Origin of the sequence: Paenibacillus riograndensis SBR5 (assembly GCF_000981585.1) — a bacterium.
GTDB lineage: Bacteria > Bacillota > Bacilli > Paenibacillales > Paenibacillaceae > Paenibacillus_AQ > Paenibacillus_AQ riograndensis.
Window position 1 is genome coordinate 2088663 of sequence record NZ_LN831776.1, and the last position, 18765, is coordinate 2107427.

An 18765-nucleotide genomic window follows, 5' to 3' on the forward strand; every position below is an offset into this window, starting at 1 on the left:
ATGGACTGGACCAAGGTAAATAAAGGGAGGATACACAGATGATAAAAATTGCTTTGCTGTTTCCAGGTCAAGGAAGCCAGTACAATATGATGGGCAAATCCCTGTATGAAAGCTCTGCCGAAGCAAGGGAGATTTTTAGCAGAACCAACGATATCCTCGGCTATGATCTGCTTGCTGTCATCAATGAAGGAAATCTGGACCAATTAACCCGGACTGAATTTGCCCAGCCGGCGATCTTTGCCTACAGTTATGCGATTTTTCAATCGATTTGGAAGGGGAAAAAGTTTTTCCCGTCCTTTATGGCCGGCCACAGCTTAGGGGAGATTACAGCCCTTACATGTGCAGGTGTGTTTACGTATGAAGCTGCTCTGCGGCTGGTAATGGAGAGAGCGTCCCTGATGCAGCAGGCTACAACAGAGGGACAGGGGGGGATGGCTGCCATTAACGGTCTGCATCCGCTGCTGGTGGAGGAGGAATGTGCAAGGCTTTCGAATGACGAGGATAAAATCGTGGTGGCTAACTACAATTCCTCGAATCAAGTGGTGATTTCCGGGTCCAAGGCACTGGTCACGCAGGCAGCGGAAAATCTGGCGAAGATCGGGGCAATCAGCATTCCGCTCCAGGTTTCCGCTCCTTTCCATACGCCTTATCTTGAAATCAGCAATCAAATATTCCAGCGTGTCCTGGCCGCCACGGATATGTCCGCCATCAACTGGCCGGTTCTGTCCAATGTGGATGCGAAGCCTTATTCCGATCCGGAGGGAATTCGTGCCCGGCTCAGCATGCAAATGGTCAGTGCGGTGAGATGGAAAGAAACGATTGATTATTTGCTGCGCCAAGGCGTCAACACCTTTATCGAGCTGGGTCCGAAGTCGGCTTTGACTAATCTGATCAAACGTGATTTCTCGCATGTACGCGCCTTTTCTTATGAGGAGCATAACCAGGAGATCATGGCAATCATCGATGAGCAAATCGCCGAAAAACGCCCTACTCTGGTGTCACGCTCTTTAGCTATCGCTGTGTGTACACGGAATCAGAACTGGGATGAGGCGGAGTACCAACGGGGCGTAATTGAACCTTACCGGAAGGTGCAGGCGCTGAGCAACCGGCTGGAGGAAGAAGGCCGCGAAGAGTCTGCCGACGACATGAAAGAGGCCATCGAGATGCTCCGCTCGGTTTTTGTTACCAAAAAGGTGCCGCTGGAAGAGCAAAGGGAACGCTTCACGCAAATTTTTGATGAAACCAAGAACAGACATCTATTTGATGACTTTGCCCCGATCATGTTTGACGAAAAGGAAACGGTGTATGAAAAATAAACCTCTGTTCAATCAGATTCAACTCGATTTGGAAGAGGAGCTCCCCCTTTCCTGTGAATCTGCTGAATCAGAGGAAGCCCTCCGCAAAGACATTGCGGTCATTGGGCTGGCAGGGAAGCTGCCTGATGCTCACAACGCCAGGGAGTACTGGACCAATATTACGCTTGGCAGGGATTCGATCCGCCAAATCCCCTTGTCCCGCAAACAGGACTATGAAGAGGTCATGTCCGCTTTGCTGAAAAAGGATTGTCAAAAGGACCAGGCGGCGTATGCCGAAAGCGGGTATTTGGACCGGATTGACGGGTTCGATTGCGAATACTTCTCCATTTCACCGAAGGAGGCGAAGCTGATGGACCCCAATCAGCGCCTCTTTCTGCAATGCTGTGTGGAGGCAATGGAGGATGCCGGGTACGGAAAAGGCAAGCTGGGCGGAACCCCAACCGGTGTTTTTTTAGGGTATAGCAGCGATTTCGGGGGAGAATACAAGCATTTGCTCAGCGGGGAGAGCGCAGAGCTGGCTGATCTGGCGATGACGGGCAACATCAAATCGATTATCCCGGCACGTTTGGCCTATTGGCTGGATGTGCACGGACCCAGCATGCTGGTCGATACGGCATGCTCCTCTTCGCTGGTCGCCGTTCATCTCGCCTGCCAGTCCATCCGCCGCGGAGAGTGCGGGATGGCATTTGCCGGAGGAGTAAAGGTGCAATTGCAGCCTTTTGACAAATCCAGCACCGGTATTGGCATCGTCTCCTCCGGGTTCAGAACGAGAACCTTTGATCAGAATGCCGATGGAACCGGTCTTGGGGAAGGTGCAGGAGTCGTTCTGCTGAAGGATGCCAGGCAGGCGATTCAGGATGGAGACCATATTTATGCTCTCATCAAAGGGAGTGCAGTCAATCAGGATGGACAATCGATTGGCATTACCGCGCCTAACTCCAAAGCCCAGGAGGAGCTGATTATCCGGGCATGGAAGGATGCGGAGGTTCATCCGGAGACCATTTCTTTGATTGAGGCCCATGGGACGGCAACCCGCTTGGGTGACCCTGTGGAGATTGACGGAATTACAAGGGCTTTTGACAGATACACGAGAAAAAAACAGTTTTGCGCGATTGGCTCCATCAAAACGAATATCGGACATTTGGACCATGCGGCGGGGATCTCCGGCTTGCTGAAATGTATTCTTGCCTTGCAGCATGAGACATTGCCGCCGACGATACATTTCCAATCCCCGAACCCGAATATCAGCTTCCCTGATTCCCCGGTCTACGTGAATGATGCGGTGCGCACCTGGGAGAGCGGTGAGCATCCCCGAAGATGCGGGATCAATTCCTTCGGATTAAGCGGGACGAACTGCCATATGATCCTGGAGCAATACAAAGAGACAGCGGCGGTTGAGCGTACAGGGAACCTCAGCGCAGACCGCTGGAACATGTTGACGTTATCTGCCAAGAACAGTGATGTGCTGCGCAGGCTCGTCTCTGAGTATCACCAATTCATCAATCAGTCAGAGTCGGTTGATCTGGACAACTTGTGCTATACGGCGAATACCGGCCGGGACCATCATGTGCATAAGGCGGCAATCGTGTTCAGAAACCGAATGGATTTGCTTGAGAAGCTCCAGTCGCTTAAGCAGGCGGGAACAGGGAAGATCTCCATGGAACATGTCTATGTGCGGCCGGGGCATGAACAGGCTAACGCCAAAATCCCGGGTTCCTCTCCTGATGTACAGGGGATCGTCCAGGAGATGAGGGCTGCAGTTGATCAGCACCGCGGCTCACTTCTGCAGCAATTGGCACAGTTGTATGTACAGGGGGAAGCGATTCCTTGGCAAAGCTTGTATGCGGACGGACGCTATCAGCTAATCAGCTTGCCTGCCTATCCGTTTCAGGAAACGCGCTGCTGGATCGAACCCAAAGCGTATATGCCAAAGACGGGACCGCTTGCCGGCCAATGTCTGGTCCGCAGCAACGGGGTAGAAATTTATGAAGCCCGGTTCTCCTGCGATACCCACTGGGTTGTGGCTGAACACAAAATCATGGACCATTATGTGCTGCCCGGAACCGCTTATCTGGAGCTCGCCGCCCAAATCCTGAAGCAAACTGTTCCTGAACAGGGCGAGCTTATCATGGAGAATTTCATGTTCCTGCAGCCGCTGCAGATGAAGGAGCATGAACAAAAGAGTGTCCACATTGTGCTGACTAAACAAAAGTCAGGGACCGATGTGATGGTTACCTCCCTTTCCGGGGAGCTGCCGGATGAATGGGTGGTTCACTGTAAAGGAAAAGTGAGCATCCTGCACAGGGAGGAGCCAAAGAGGCGGATTGCCCTCCCGGAGGTTCTGCAGGAATCGAAGAGACAATCCGTTGCCGGCTATAAACCCGGAGCAGAGGCTCCGGTCCAGACCGGCCCTCATTGGGAGTGCATGAAAGAGATTTATGTGGAGCCTGACCGCATCGCCGCCTTTTTTGAACTGCCGGCTCCTTTTGCCGCAGAAGCTTACGCCTATACCATGCATCCCTCCCTGCTGGATTGTGCGGTTAATATTCCCATCAGCCAGATTCGTGACGGGTTATTTTTGCCGTTTGCTTATAAGCGGATCAAGTTTTATGGCAGCATGCCACACAGATTTTACAGCATGCTGCAGATGAAAAATAACCAGACAACAGAGCTGCAAGAAACAGTTTCATTCGATATCGTGCTGTTCGATGAAGCCGGGGAGGTCTTTGCAGAGATTGAAGAATATTCGTTGAAACGGGTGCATATCGAAGCATTCTCTTCCGCTCCAGTATTGCCCAAAGGAATGTTCCACCGGCTGGGGTGGGAGCGTTCGCCGCTTCATAGACGGGAGCAAGCTAACGCCAGTATGCCGCTTACACTTGTTTTTGCCGGACAAGATCCGCTTTCCCATAGGCTTTTGGCTGCTTTGCAAGAGCGAGACATGCCGTTTATTTCGGTAGTTATGGGTGAGCGCTTCAACAAACAGGATGATCATCATTACCGGATCAGCGGGAGCCAACAGGATTTTGACCGGTTGTGCGGGGAGATTCAGACAAGGGGGGTGCAGCGGATTCTCCACTGCTTCTCTTGGAGTCATGGTCCTTCTCTTCCAGGCAGCGATGTAGAGCAGGAGATGAACAAGGGGCTGTTCAGTCTGTTTTATCTGACCAAAAGCCTGATTGCCCAGAACATCCGGGAGAAAATCGATCTCGTCCTCATTGCTGATCTGGCGTATCAGGTTACACGGAACGAGCCTTCGCTGAACCCGATGCACAGCGCCTTCTACCATCTCGGCAAGGTGGTCAGCAGCGAATACGCCCATCTGCGCTGCCGCTGTATTGATTTGGACCCCGAAACGGAGGTCACTGCGCTTCTGGCTGAGCTCGACAACCTGCCTGACCATTACGTAACCGCATATCGAAAAGGCGAACGGTACGGCCAAAGGATGATGGAGCTTCCGCTGTCCAATCCGCTGCCCCAAGAGCTGATTCTATCCGATTCGGGCTGTTATCTGATCACGGGCGGAACAGGCGGCCTGGGGCTGTCCACCGCAGCTCATCTCGCGCATAAGAAACCGGTCAATCTGGCGCTGGTCAGCCGCTCCGGCTTCCCGGATGAAGCGGAATGGGAGGATATTCTGCAAAAAGGAGAAGCGCAAGAGGTTATACGGCGGATCAAAATCCTGCAGCAGATCCAAGAGAACGGCAGTACATATACGTTCTATAGAGCAGACATTTCACGCAGAACCGAACTGGAAAATGTGCTGCAGGATGTACGAAGCAGGTTTGGCAGCATTAATGGCGTAGTGCATGCCGCCGGAGTAGCCGGAGATCAATTCTTGTTCAATAGGGAGGAACAGCGCTTCCGCGAGGTTATTCAACCCAAAATCGCAGGCAGCATCTATCTGGCAGAATTGATTACAGAGCCGCTGGAATTTTTTGTTTGCTATTCTTCGGTGTCCTCGCTGGAGGGCACGCCCGGACAAGGGGATTATGTAGCGGCCAACGGTTTTCTGGATAGCTTTGTTTACAGTCTGCCCGCCAATCAAAACGGAATCACGCTCAACTGGGCACCCTGGAAAGAGATTGGCATGGCCTATGATTATGAAACGTTCAATCAAGAGCTGATCTTCAATTTGCTGCCTACCGGCGTGGCGATGTCCGCGTTTGACGCTGCCTTGGCTTCAGGCGAGAAGCAGGTGGTGATCGGAACCATCAACAAAGAAAATGCGGTGAAGAATTTCCGCAGCAGCTTCTTTTATGAGGGCAATAACCTGCTGATGAATTACGTGGAGCCGCAGCTTGTTGCTCAAACCAGCCTCTCTGCCACAGCATCCGCCGGCCTGCCGGAAGGAAGAACCCATAACCGCTCGCTGCAGTCCATAAAAGAGCTGATCCGCCAGTTGTGGGTGACCCTGCTGGAATCAGAGTCCATAGCGCTGGACGATGCGTTTACCTCCATTGGCGGCAATTCGATTTTTGCTGTGTATCTGCTGCAGGAACTCGAAAAAGCTTTTCCGGGCATGCTGGGAATCTCGGATATTTTTACGTATCCCACAATTAACAAGATGGCTGAATATGTATATTCCAGAATGGAGCAAGCTCAACCCTCTTCATCCGCTAAAGCGAATCCAAGCCAGGAGGAAGAGGATCACAACCTTGACCAGATCTTGCATCGCTTAGCCAATGGCGAATTGGATGTAGATGAGGTTGAGCAGTTGCTGGGAGAAGACGAATGAAGGAAACCAAAAAGTACATTTATCAGCAGATCAAGGATCAGCAGTTATCCGTCGACAAGTCCAAGGTTATTCTAAAAGAAATCAAACAGGCAGGCGTAAAGAAACAGCATAAGGATATTGCGGTCATCGGGATGGCAGGGCGCTTTCCGGGAGCTTCCAATGTGGATGAATACTGGAATAATCTGCTCTATGAGGTTGATTGCATCGGCGATTTCCCCGAGAGCAGGCAAAAGGGCGTCGAAGGGTTCATCCAGAAGAGTGTGCCAGATTCGCTCCAGAAGATCACGTATGAAAAAGGCGGGTATTTGGAGCAGATCGACCAGTTCGATTCCGGGTACTTCAAAATTTCCAATAAAGAATCAGAAATGATGGACCCCATCCAGCGGCTGCTGCTGACTACCGTTATGGAGAGCATTGAAGATGCAGGGTACGGCGGCCGCCGGATGGTCTCCTCCAGAACGGGCGTGTTTATCGGAAGGGATCATACGGTAGGAAACATGTATACACACTTGCTGGATCAGACGGATGAGCTTGCTTTAACCGGGTCTTATACCGGGATTTTGTCCAGCCGGATCTCCTATTTCCTGGATCTGAAGGGTCCGAGCATCGTCTTGGATTCTGCTTGTTCATCCGGACTGCTGGCCATACATGATGCCTGCCAGGCGATCCGCAACAACGAGTGCGACATGGCGATTGCAGGCGGAGTTTGTCTGATTTTTTTTCCTATGAAAAATCCGGCGTTTGGTTTGGTGGAATCCAAGCTGCAGTTGTTGAAGCCGTTCGATAAGCAGGCGGATGGAACCTTGTGGGGAGAAGGAATCGGATCATTGCTGCTGAAGCCGCTGGATAAAGCGGTTGAGGACCGTGATCCTATCCATGCAGTAATCAAAGGGAGTGCTGTGAATAACGACGGCAGATCCAACGGACTTACGGCACCCAATGCGCTTGCACAGGAAGACTTATTTACACAAGCGTGGATAAATGCGGAGATTGCGCCCGAAACCATCGGTTTTTACGAAGCGCATGGGACCGGTACCGTTCTTGGCGACCCGATTGAGGTCCAGTCGCTCAGCAACGCTTTCCGTAAATACACCTCCAAAAAGCAGTTCTGCGGCATCGGCTCTGTGAAATCGAATATTGGTCATCTGGCGGCTGCTTCGGGGATTGCATCGGTGATGAAAACCATTCTGTCACTCAAGCATCAGAAACTCGTCAGCACTCTGCATTTTGATGATCCCAATCCGTTTATCGACTTTGTAGGCTCCCCGGTCTACATGGTCAATAAGCAACAAGAGTGGAAGCGGGCACAGGAGGATATTCCGCTGCGGGCAGGCATCAGCTCTTTCGGCTTCAGCGGGACGAATCTCCACCTCGTGCTGGAGGAAGCTCCGGTCAGCCCAAAACTTGCTCCGGCAAGCCGCCCGTATCATATCTTTACGGTTTCAGCCAAAGAGAAAACGGTCCTTGCCGAGTGGGTGTCCCGTTATCTGCAGCATATGCAGCGCGCCGGGGATATCGAGCTGGCGGACCTTTGTTACACCGCTGCGACAGGAAGAGGGCATTATGCGTACCGGCTGGCGCTAATCGTCCGGGATATACAGGAGTTGCAGGAAAAATTGCATCGCATCATCCAGGAGCATCCAATAACCGGACACACGGAGGACGGGATTTATTACGGTGAATTCAAAATTGTCCCGGAAAGCAAAAAGTACAAAAGCACCGGGGAGATAACCGAGTCCGGCTTGAATCTCTTGCATGAACAGGCACGTGCAGCGCTTGGGGCCTATTCCGGTCAGGATATTCAATCGGTTTCGGAAATTTGCGGCCTGTACGTTCAAGGTGCCGAGATGGATTGGGAGGTTTGTTACCAGCCGGGCGGGTACCGGCGGATTCGGCTTCCCGTCTATCCGTTCCAGAAGATAAGCTGTTGGCCGCAGGCGGACCAACCGCCGGGAAGCCGCACGCCTCTGTCTTCGCCAAGTGAAGTTTTCCCAGGCCGCAAAGTATTGGAAACCTACCAGCAATCAGTCTATGAAGTTGAGCTGCGGGTGGAAGAACAATGGCTGCTGCGGGAGCATCTGATGATGGGATTCCATATCGTACCGGCGGCGGGACTGATTGAATGGGCCCGCCAGACCGGCCGCAGCCATGTTGGAGACCTTGCGTTCAGCCTGCAGGATTTTCGTTTTATTAATCCCTTGATTGCCGGTGAGAGCGAGGGACATCAAGTCCATACACTGGTGGAAAAACAGGATAGCCAGTTCCGGCTGCAAATCGCCAGCCGGGCTATTCCCGGCAACGCGGAGAACCATAATGAGTGGAGTCTGAATGCCGAAGGAAAAATCGTACCTTTCCAGCACACCGGGGCGGCCAGCGTAGATATTCAACAGCTCCAGGAAAAGAGTGAATGGGAGCACATCGAACCGGACTTTGGCAGCATTGTAGGCCGCACTGCATTTGGTCCGCGCTGGAACAACATTCAGCAATTGTCCCAAAGCGATGACCGTGTGCTGGTCCATGTGAAATTGGGAGAACGTTATGCGGAGGATTTTTCGGCATACGGTTATCACCCGGCTCTGCTCGATACTGGATTGAATGCAGTCACAATGTTTATTTTACGTGAGTTGTATCTTCCGTTTTCCTTCAAGAAATTCACGTTCTATGACAACATGCCAGATGCCTTTTACAGCTATTTGCGCAAAAGAGCAGCCGGGGGAGAAAACAAGGAGACTATTTCCTACGACATCAGCCTGATTGATGAGCAAGGGAATGTGTTCGCGGAAGTTGAGAACTACACCTTGAAAAAAGTGCCCGCAGCAATGGTCACCAAGGATCTGTTCCATCAGCTCCATTGGGTGAAGGAACCCCGGCTGCCAGCAGGAAGAAACATGATGGACGGCGCTGTCCTTCTGTTTGGAGACGAAAGAGGACGATCCGCCGGATTGATTCGGCTGCTTGCGGCAAGAGGCGCAAAGGTGATTCGGGTCCGTCACGGTGAGACGTATAGCCGGGAGCAGGACTCCAGCTACACGGTCGGCAATGAGGAAGGTGATTATCAACGCTTATTCGCTGATCTGCAGAACCGGAAAGTCAGCAGAATCATTCATTGCTATGCTCTGGATGCGGGAGGTGAAGCAAGCGGACTTGGCCATCTGCAAGCACTTCAGGCGAAGAGCATCCAAAGTCTGTTCTATATAGTGAAGTCGCTGGTTCAAGCCAAATACAAGCAGGCGATTGATCTGGTGCTGTTAGGGCAGTATGGCTTTGAGATTACCGGGCATGAGGAAGCGCTTGAACCTTGCCAGACCGCCTTCTTCAATCTCGGAAAGGCCGTGGCGGCAGAGTACCCGAATGTGAGCTGCCGCAGTATTGACCTGGACGATCAGACAGCATGGGCAGCCATACTGGAAGAAATAGAGGATGGACAGAACGTCTATCAAGTTGCCTATAGGGAAAATGAACGGTATGTTCAGGAGTTTGGCCGTTATTCAGGGGAACCGGTGTCCGGACAGCCGCTAGAGCTTCAAGAAAACGGCTTCTATCTGATCACTGGCGGAACCGGCGGGATCGGGCTGGAAATCGCCAGGTATTTGTCCTCACAGAACAAGATTTGCCTGGGCCTGTTAAGCCGCGGCGGGCAGAACGAAAATGACGGAAAGCGAAACCGGAGAATGGAGATTCTGGAGGAGATCGAACGCTCGGGAAGCCGGGTGATGGTGTGTCCATGCGATGTCACAGCTGAGCAGGAGCTTGCTGCCGGTCTGGATAAGCTGAGGGAAGCCTTCGGTCCGGTGAAGGGAGTCATCCATGCGGCTGGACTGGCCGGCAGCGGATTTTTGTTTACCAAAACCTGGGCGGAATTCTGCAGGGTCACAAAACCCAAAATAGAAGGCACTTATCTGCTGCATAACCTCATCAAGGAGCCTCTCGACTTTTTCATGCTGTTCTCTTCGGTTGCAACACTGGAAGGAAGTCCGGGCCAGGGCGATTATATCGTGGGAAACGGCTATCTGGATGGATTTGCCCCCTATTTGCGCAGACAGGGGATTCGCGGAACCACGCTGAACTGGGCAGTCTGGGAAGAGGTTGGCATGGCTGTGGACTACGGTGTGGTAACGGGCGGCGGCATCTGCAAGCCGTTGAAAACGCATGAGGCGATAGCCGCTTTTGGACAAGCGATAGCCATGGACCGCAGCCAGGTGATGATCGGCTCACTCAACCTGGATATGCTTGCAGCCGTGCAGGAAAGCTCCTTCTTAAGGATAGAGGCTGGACTGATCCGCAGGCTGGGCGTCCCCAAGCAGACTGTCCATGATACCTTCCCGTTTACTATCACAGGCCGTGCCGACGGGAATTATGATGACATTGAACAAGCCATCTCACGAATCTGGGCAGAAACGATGCATTTGCCGTCGGTGAATATCTACAGCAGCTTTCTGGATATTGGCGGGGACTCGTTGATCGCAACCCAACTGCTCAGAAAGCTGGAAATGGAGTTTCCGGGCATCCTCGACTTGCCGGATTTGTTCACGTATTCTTCAGTGGCCGAGCTTTCCGGCTATATTAAGCAGCAGCGTGACCGGCAGCAAATGAAGCCTGCCAAATCCGCAGCCGCAGATCCGGTTCCCCCTTCCGGGGATTCGCTTGATGTGCAGCTGCAATCGATGATGGACAAGCTTACTTCCGATGAACAAACCGTAGAAGATTTGGTGGAGCTTCTATCCCAACGGAGGAATCGTATTGATGAGTAACATCGATCTGTTGAATGCCGAAATTCTGGAGAGCGTCAAGGCCAACCGTCTGGACCAAAAGCTCGCGCTGAAAATTCTGCACCAATTAAACAGCGGCCCGGCGGAAGCGGAGAACCGTACAGCCGATGATATCGCCATCATTGGCATCGCCTGCCGCTTTCCTTTTGCCGATACGCTTGAGCAATACTGGGACAACCTGCTTAACGGAATCAATGGCATCACGGATTTTCCGCTGAAGAGACGTAAGGATATCGATCCTTTATTGCAAAAAGTGATGGAGACGCCCGTATACGGTAAAGGAAGCTATCTGGAACAAGTCGATTCGTTCGATGCTGAATATTTTCGCCTGTCCCCCAAGGAAGCCGAGTTCATGGACCCGCATCAGCGCCTGATGCTGGAAGTGGCCGCTGAGGCGATTGAAGATGCCGGATATATGGGTGAAAAAATATACGGGACACAAACAGGAGTATTCATTGGTAGGGACCACCACTCTTCCGGACTGTATCAGCAATTCATCGACTCTTCCAACGAGTTGGCTATGACCGGCAATCTTCCCAGTTTTATTTCAGGAAGGATTGCCTTTTTCTTTAATTTGACCGGCCCCAATCAGGTCATTGATACCGCATGCTCCTCCGGATTAGTTGCCCTGCACCAGGGCTGTGAATCGCTTAGGCATAAGGAATGTACAATGGCCATTGTCGGCGGAATCAGTCTCAACCTGCTGCCGCTTGCTAACTCTTCATTCAAAATTGTGGAAAACAATGACGGCAAGGTGCGCCCCTTCGATAAAAATGCCACGGGAACGACTTGGGGAGAAGGGCTGTCTGCCATCATGATCAAGCCGTTGCGCGAAGCGCTCAAAGACAAGGACCGGATCTACTCAGTGGTCAAAGGCAGCGGGGTGAACAGCGATGGAGCATCCAACTACATTACAGCTCCCAATCCGGAAGCTCAGGAGCGGCTGCTGATTGATGTATGGACTAAGGCCGGAGTACATCCGGAAACCATTTCTTACATCGAAACCCACGGGACAGGAACTGTAATTGGAGACCCTATCGAAGTGAAGGCGATGAAGCAGGCCTTTGATCAATATACGAATAAAAAACAATTTTGCGGACTTGGGTCTGTAAAGTCCAATATCGGTCATCTCGTGGGGGCTTCGGGAATGGCCTCCCTTATCAAGGTCATCCTGTCCATGAAGCACCGGCAGCTGGTTCCCACGATTCATTTTGAAGAGCCGAATCCATATATTCCATTCTCCCAGTCGCCGTTCTATATGGTGGACAAGCCGCTTGCCTGGGAAGCTGCCCAGGGGCCACGGCGCGCGGGCATCAGTTCTTTTGGTTTTAGCGGCATGAACTGTCATGTGCTTCTGGAGGAATGGCAGCAGGAAGATCAGCAGACGGTGCGGGAGGAACCGGAGCAACCACGGATTTTTCCCGTATCTGCAAAAACGAAGTCCGGTTTGCTGGAGTTACTGCAAAGATACTCTCAATTTCTGCAAACCCATCAGCGCGCGGATTTTCAGAATCTCGTCTATACGGCCCAGCTTGGCCGGGAGCATTTCGCCCACCGGCTGGCCATTATCGCCAAGGATGCCTCTGAGTTATGGCGGAAAATCGCTGCGGTCCTTCTGAACGATGTGGACCAGCTTCCTGAATCCATCGGGTATTACGGGTATTTCCCCATCAGGCAAAAAGCGAAAAATAATATGGCCCAGCAGGACCTGTCGGAGGCCAAAACGAGGGCCGCCTATGACAAAGCCCGCCGGCTGGTCCGGCAAATCGCTGAAAACCCTGCACAGGCTGCCGAGGGCTCTCTTGAAGAGCTGGCTCAATTATATGTCCAGGGCACGCGTGTGGATTGGAACGCACTATGGACCGGACAAGCCGTACAGACTGCCCGGCTCCCGGTCTATCCGTTTACCAAAACAAGGCACTGGCCGGCACCTGCGCCAACTGAAGGAGCATTCCCAGGTGTTCCGGGGCCGCTTCTGGGCGAGTGTACCGTCAAAACAGCGGGAATGCGGATATACGCCGCGACGCTGTCCGGCAAGGAGCATTGGCTTCTGCAAGAGCACCGCATTCTCGGGAATGGTGTATGGCCGGGAGTGGCCTATCTCGAAATGGCCAAGGCTGCAAGCGGATATTTCTTTGCCGGGGAGAATGTAGTGTTGAGGCAGGTCACCTTGCAAAATATGCTGATCTGCCCGCCGGATGAGACCAGGGTTGTGCATACGATTATTCGTGAGGAGCAGGATCATGCTGCCTTTACGATAGCCAGTATGAAGGAAGGCGGACACACGGAGAACTGGATCATCCATGCACAAGGGGAGATTTATCCGCAGGCTGAGCCCAAGATGCCTGTAATTGCGCTGGAGCCACTGATTCAGGTGATGAACGAAGAGAGTGTTGAGCTATTTACTCCGATTCTTACAGCGGGAATTCAGTATGGTCCAAGCTGGAAGTGCATCCGCAGGTTTTACCAGAACGAAAGTGCCGCTGTACTCCATATCGGATCAACGGATGGGGCTTCAGCACGTGAACCATTTTCACTTCATCCTGCACTTATGGACACGGCGCTCAGTTTCTGGCATCTGCTGAGACAAAGGGAAGAAGCGGCTGATCTGCCGGCATTTCCCTTCTATTATGAATCCATCCGCATCTTTGGGGTGATGCCGGCTTCCTTTTTCAGCTATGTACGGAAAAGGGAGACGCACGGAGATCACCGGGAGACGGCCTCTTACGATATTAGCCTGATCGATGAGGCAGGCAATGTTTTTGCGGAAGTGGAGAATTATACCTTGAAGAAAGTTTCTCCGGCGCTGATTTCAAAAGACCTTTTCTACCGGATCAATTGGGTGAAGTCTCCACGGCCGGATGGAGGAAGCCGGATAGGGGGGACTGTACTCCTGTTCGGAAACGATTGCAGGGCAACCCGGGAATTCATCAGGCACATGGAGGCCGGAGACGTTGAGCTGATTCAGGTCGTCCAAGGGGAGGCGTATCGCAAAGAGAAGGACAGCCGTTATGTAGTCGGTAATGCGGCAGCGGATTATATTCAGTTGTTTGCCGATTTGCAGGGCCGGAACGTAAGCCGGATGATTCATGGCTATGCCCTTGACGAAGATAGCGGGGCAGACAGTCTCTCCAGTTTGCAGGCGGTCCAGGAAAAGAGTGTCCAAAGCCTGTTTTTTATCATAAAAGCGTTGGTGCAGGCGAAATACAAAGAGCAGATCGAGTTGGTGCTGCTGGGCAAACAAGGCTATGAGGTTACCGGGGGTGAAAAAGAGCTTGAGCCCTGCTATGCGGCCTTCTACAATCTGGGGAAGGTTGCGGATACGGAGTATCCTAACCTGAAGTGCCGCAGTATCGACCTGGGCGATGAGACAGAATGGGGAGCGGTACTGGAGGAAATCTTCGGGGAGCGCACTGCGAATCAGGTGGCTTACCGCGAGAATAAGCGATTTATCGAGGAACTTGCCCGCTATGTGGAAGAAGAGCCGGAAGAGCCGATTGTGCTGCAGGAAGGCGGTTTGTATGTAATCACCGGCGGAACCGGCGGGATCGGGCTGGAGCTTGCCAGGTACCTGTCCTCGAAGAGCAAGGTCAAGCTCGGACTATTAAGCCGCAGCGGCCTGCCGCCCCGTGAGGCATGGGAGGATATCAGACAAAGCGGAACAGAGCCGGGAACAAGCCGGAAAATTGAGCTTCTGGAAGAAATCGAACGCTCAGGCAGCCAGGTCATGATATGCCCATGCGACATCAGTGATGGGCAGCAGCTTAAACACTGCCTGATGCAGCTAAGAGAAGCGTATGGACCGGTCAAAGGGATCATCCATGCGGCAGGAATCGCCGGCAGCGGTTATCTGTTCACCAAAGACTGGTCTGATTTTACCCGGGTAACAGCACCCAAGATTGAGGGCACTTATCTGCTGTACAGCTTGCTGCAGGAGCAGCCGGACTTTTTTGTTCTGTTCTCCTCAATAGCGACTCTGGAAGGCAGTCCCGGACAGGGTGATTATGCAGCGGGGAACGGCTATCTTGACGGGTTTGCCCATTTTTTACGCAGAAAAGGTGTTCGCGGGCTTACCCTCAACTGGGCTGCCTGGGAAGAGACGGGCATGGCGCTGGATAACGGCGCACTGGGGAGCAAAATATACCGGCCGCTAAAAACCGGCACAGCGGTCCATGCGTTCAGCCGGGCCCTCCAGTTGGAGGAGCCCCGCGTGATCATTGCAGACATACGTTTGGATCAGCTGGATGAATCTGTTACCGGTAAACTTCCACTGCAGCTATCACCTGATCTTAGGAGAACCGGCAATCGGTTTGCACAACCCCGTCCCGTTGCTGCGGCGGCCGATACCATTGCAATTATAGGCCACAGCGGGGCCGTGATAAGCGAAATGGAACAAGCAGTAGCGCAATTGTGGGCGAAGACATTCGGGCTGAAGAAAATGGATATATCGAAGAATTTCTATGAGCTGGGCGGAGACTCCATCATGGCTACGCAGATGGCTAACCTCCTCAATACACAGCTGCACCAGAAGCTGAGTATTGCCGAAATTTTTGAATATCCAACGGTATCCGGGCTTGCGGCTTACCTGGAGCAATCGCTTCCTTCACGGAATGAGGCAACCGCAAAGGCGGCAGGCTCAGAGGCTCCAAACGCCGGTTATGATCTTTCCAAGGCACAGCACCGGATTTGGTTTTTGCAGAACTATGATCCCCAGACAACGGCCTATCATTTACCGGTTGTCAAGCAGATCCGCGAGGCGATTGATCTGGCGGTCCTGCAGCAGGGACTCGACATCCTGACCCGGCGCCACTCTTCGCTGCGGACCATAATCAAGAATGTAAACGGGATTCCGAAGCAGTTCGTTGTGCCGGACAAAAGCCATGTGATCCATTTTACGGATTATGCACAGGAACCGCATAAGAAGCTGCTCTCGTCAAAACGTCTGGAGGAACTGAATACAACCGCTTTTGAGCTGGAGCAAAATTTGTTCCGGGCGGAGCTGCACCGGTATGAGGAAAGCGATTATCTCTTATATATCAATATGCATCATATCATTTCGGATGGATGGAGCATGGGGGTATTTTTCCGCGAATGGATGGAGCTGTATGACCAAATCCGGTCCAAGCGCCCCATTCAATTAGCGCCGATTGCCTTGCAGCCTGTGGATTGGGTAGAACAGGAGAAGCTCTGGATCGGGTCCGGGGATTACCTGAACATGGAAAGATACTGGATGAAAGAGCTGGCCCAGCCGCTCCCGGTTCTGGAACTGCCAACCGATTATGACCGCCCGCATTCCATCGCCTATGACGGAAGCTATATTAAATTCACGGTTTCAGAAGAGGTGACCGGGCAGCTGCGCTTGCTGGCAAAAAACCGCTCATCGACCCTGTACATGACTGTCCTTGCCATCTATTTTCTTTTTTTGAAGAAACTCAGCCAGGAAGAGGACATTATCGTCGGGTTCCCGGTTTCAGGAAGAGAGCAGCAGGAATGGGAAAATATCATCGGATTATTTATGAATATGGTATGCATTCGTGTGGATTTCCGGGAGCTTAGCAGCTTTGGCGGGGTATTGGAGGAGGTCAAACGGAAATGCCTAAAAGCCTATGCCAACGGCAGATATCCGTTCAATACGCTGGTAGAAAAGCTGAATCCGGAAAGAGACCCGAGCAGAACCCCTGTGTTTTCTACCATTTTTCAGCTGTATGATAATGTTCCCCAGGACAATGACAGAATGAGCCTCTACGATTTGAGCTGTATCTGCAAAATGGATGGCGGACAAATCGAAGTCAGGCTGGAGTACAAGACCTCACTTTTCACAGAAGAGACAATACAAAACTATGCCTGCTATTTAACGCACCTGATTAACCAGGTCATCGCGGACCCTGAGGGACAGCTTAGCCGTTATGAATTGCTGGATGCCCGCCACAAAGCGGAGATTATAAACCAATTTCATCCCCTTCCGGTTCCCATGAATCCGCCGGACCAGGTCTGCCGTTTATTTGAGGCGCAAGTGGAGCAGAACCCTGACCAAACGGCTGTGGTCTTTGAGGGGGAACGGGTTAGCTACAGGGAACTGGATGAGCTGTCCAATCAACTGGCAGCCTTTCTGGTGCAGCTTGAACAGGAACCGGCCGAGCCGGTTGGCGTCTATTTGGGACGCGGCATCCATATGATTGCTGTGCTTCTTGGCATTCTCAAGTCTGGCCGTCCATACGTCCCGCTTGATCCGGATTTCCCGCCTGAGCGGATCGCGTATATGATCAGACACAGCGGGCTTAGAACTGTGGTCTCGGACGGTGCGTCTATTCCCAAGCTGCTGGAATTAGCCAGTGATGTTCTGAAGGCGGTCATCGATGTTGCAGGCGATTCCACCCCGGCGGGAACAGCGGATCATCTATCCTGCTATAAGTACTCTGATATCCGCAAGCAGCCCGTGGCCCGTATTCCGTCCAAGGCCGCTTCGGAACTGATGTACATCATTTATACTTCAGGTTCTACGGGAACCCCTAAGGGAGTTATGGTCAGTCAGCCCAATGTGATCAACTATCTTTTGTGGAGCCGACAGCAGTTCCAATTGGGACCGCAGCACCACATGATGCTGGTCACCTCGATCAGCTTTGATATTTCAGTCTTCGAAATCTTTGGTTGTCTGTCCAGCGGGGCAACCCTGCATGTTGTATCGTCAGACAGGCTCAGAGACCCTGCACTATTGTTAGCTTATATGAATCAACACAAGATTAATTTCTGGCACTCGGTGCCTGTGCTGATGAATCAGTTTCTGTTCGGACTCTCTTCGCAGGATGAGAAGGAAATAGCGTGTTTGCAGCATTTTGATACCGTTGCAATTGGCGGCGAAGCCTGGAGCCCTAAGCTGGCAGGAGATATCCGGAGAAGTTTTCCCCGTGCCAAACTATACAATTTGTACGGTCCTACGGAAGCAACGATCTGGGCAACGTATTATGAAGCCGCAAGCGATTTGACAGGCAAAACGGTAGTGCCGCTCGGCCAACCGATTTCGAACAACCGGATTTTCATACTGGATAAGGACGGGAACTTGTGCGGGCCAGGGATTCCAGGTGAAATTTGCATCAGCGGAGCCGGTGTCACGCCGGGCTATTTCAGAGACGAGGAGACAACAGCCGGTGTGTTCCGCACCCACCCATTTACGGATCAGATCGTATACCACACCGGAGATATAGGTAAATACGGCATGGGTGGCCAGCTCGAATATATTGCCCGGAAAGATGGAATGGTCAAGGTAAGGGGTTACCGGATTGAAGCAGGCGAAATTGAACATACCCTCTACAGACTGGAAGGGCTGAAGTCGGCTGCTGTTGTTGCGGTAAACGAAGGAGAGTCGAACAAATTGATCTGCTACTATACAGCGGCACGCGACATCCCGGTCCGGGAGATTCAAGCCTGCTTACAACAAACCTTGCCTTTGTATATGATCCCTTCCCGGTTTATCCGTTTGGAAGTACTGCCCGCTACATCCAATGGTAAAACCGACCGAAAAGCGCTGCAGGCGCTGCCTCTTCTGAGGGAACCCGCTGAACAAGCGGTGATGCATTTGCCGGAGAATGATGCGGAGGAATTTTTGCTGCAGGTGTGGCGCGAATTGCTGGGAATAGAGAACATCGGGACGGAACAAAATTTCTTCGATATCGGCGGAAATTCGCATCTGATCGTCCAGCTTCAAGCCAGAATCGAACAGAAATACATGAAGCGGGTCAAGGTCATTGATCTGTTCCGGTGCAAAACGGTCCGCGCCATGGCAGATTACATCCAGGGGAGTGCTCAAGAACCCGAACAGGCTGACGCCAAAACCAAACCCGGAAAAACACAGGATGACATCAGCGATATCATGCAACTTCTGGATGAGTACAGCGAAGGCGAAACCTCCGTCGAGGAAATCCTAAAGAAACTGGGAGAGTGAGGT

Annotated in this window: 4 protein-coding genes; all 4 read left to right on the forward strand. The window is 52.2% G+C overall.

The features are described 5' to 3' along the window. Window positions 1–38 precede the first annotated feature (38 nt). Genes fabD through PRIO_RS08660 form a run of 4 tightly spaced genes read left to right on the forward strand, consistent with a single transcriptional unit; the run spans window position 39 to window position 18762 of the window. A complete protein-coding gene (gene fabD, locus PRIO_RS08645; RefSeq protein WP_020431285.1) occupies window positions 39–1316 on the forward strand; it encodes an ACP S-malonyltransferase in 1278 nt (425 codons plus the stop codon). Next, entirely contained in the window at window positions 1306–6054 is a 4749-nt protein-coding gene (locus tag PRIO_RS33790) for a type I polyketide synthase (RefSeq protein WP_052741427.1), read from the forward strand. Before fabD ends, PRIO_RS33790 begins: the two co-directional genes overlap by 11 nt. Beyond that, window positions 6051–10805: an SDR family NAD(P)-dependent oxidoreductase gene (locus PRIO_RS08655; RefSeq protein ID WP_046501897.1), complete on the forward strand. Its 4755-nt coding sequence runs from the start codon at window positions 6051–6053 to the stop codon at window positions 10803–10805. Before PRIO_RS33790 ends, PRIO_RS08655 begins: the two co-directional genes overlap by 4 nt. After that, entirely contained in the window at window positions 10798–18762 is a 7965-nt protein-coding gene (locus PRIO_RS08660; RefSeq protein ID WP_046501900.1) for a non-ribosomal peptide synthetase, read from the forward strand. The genes PRIO_RS08655 and PRIO_RS08660 overlap by 8 nt, the downstream gene beginning before the upstream one ends. Window positions 18763–18765 lie beyond the last annotated feature (3 nt).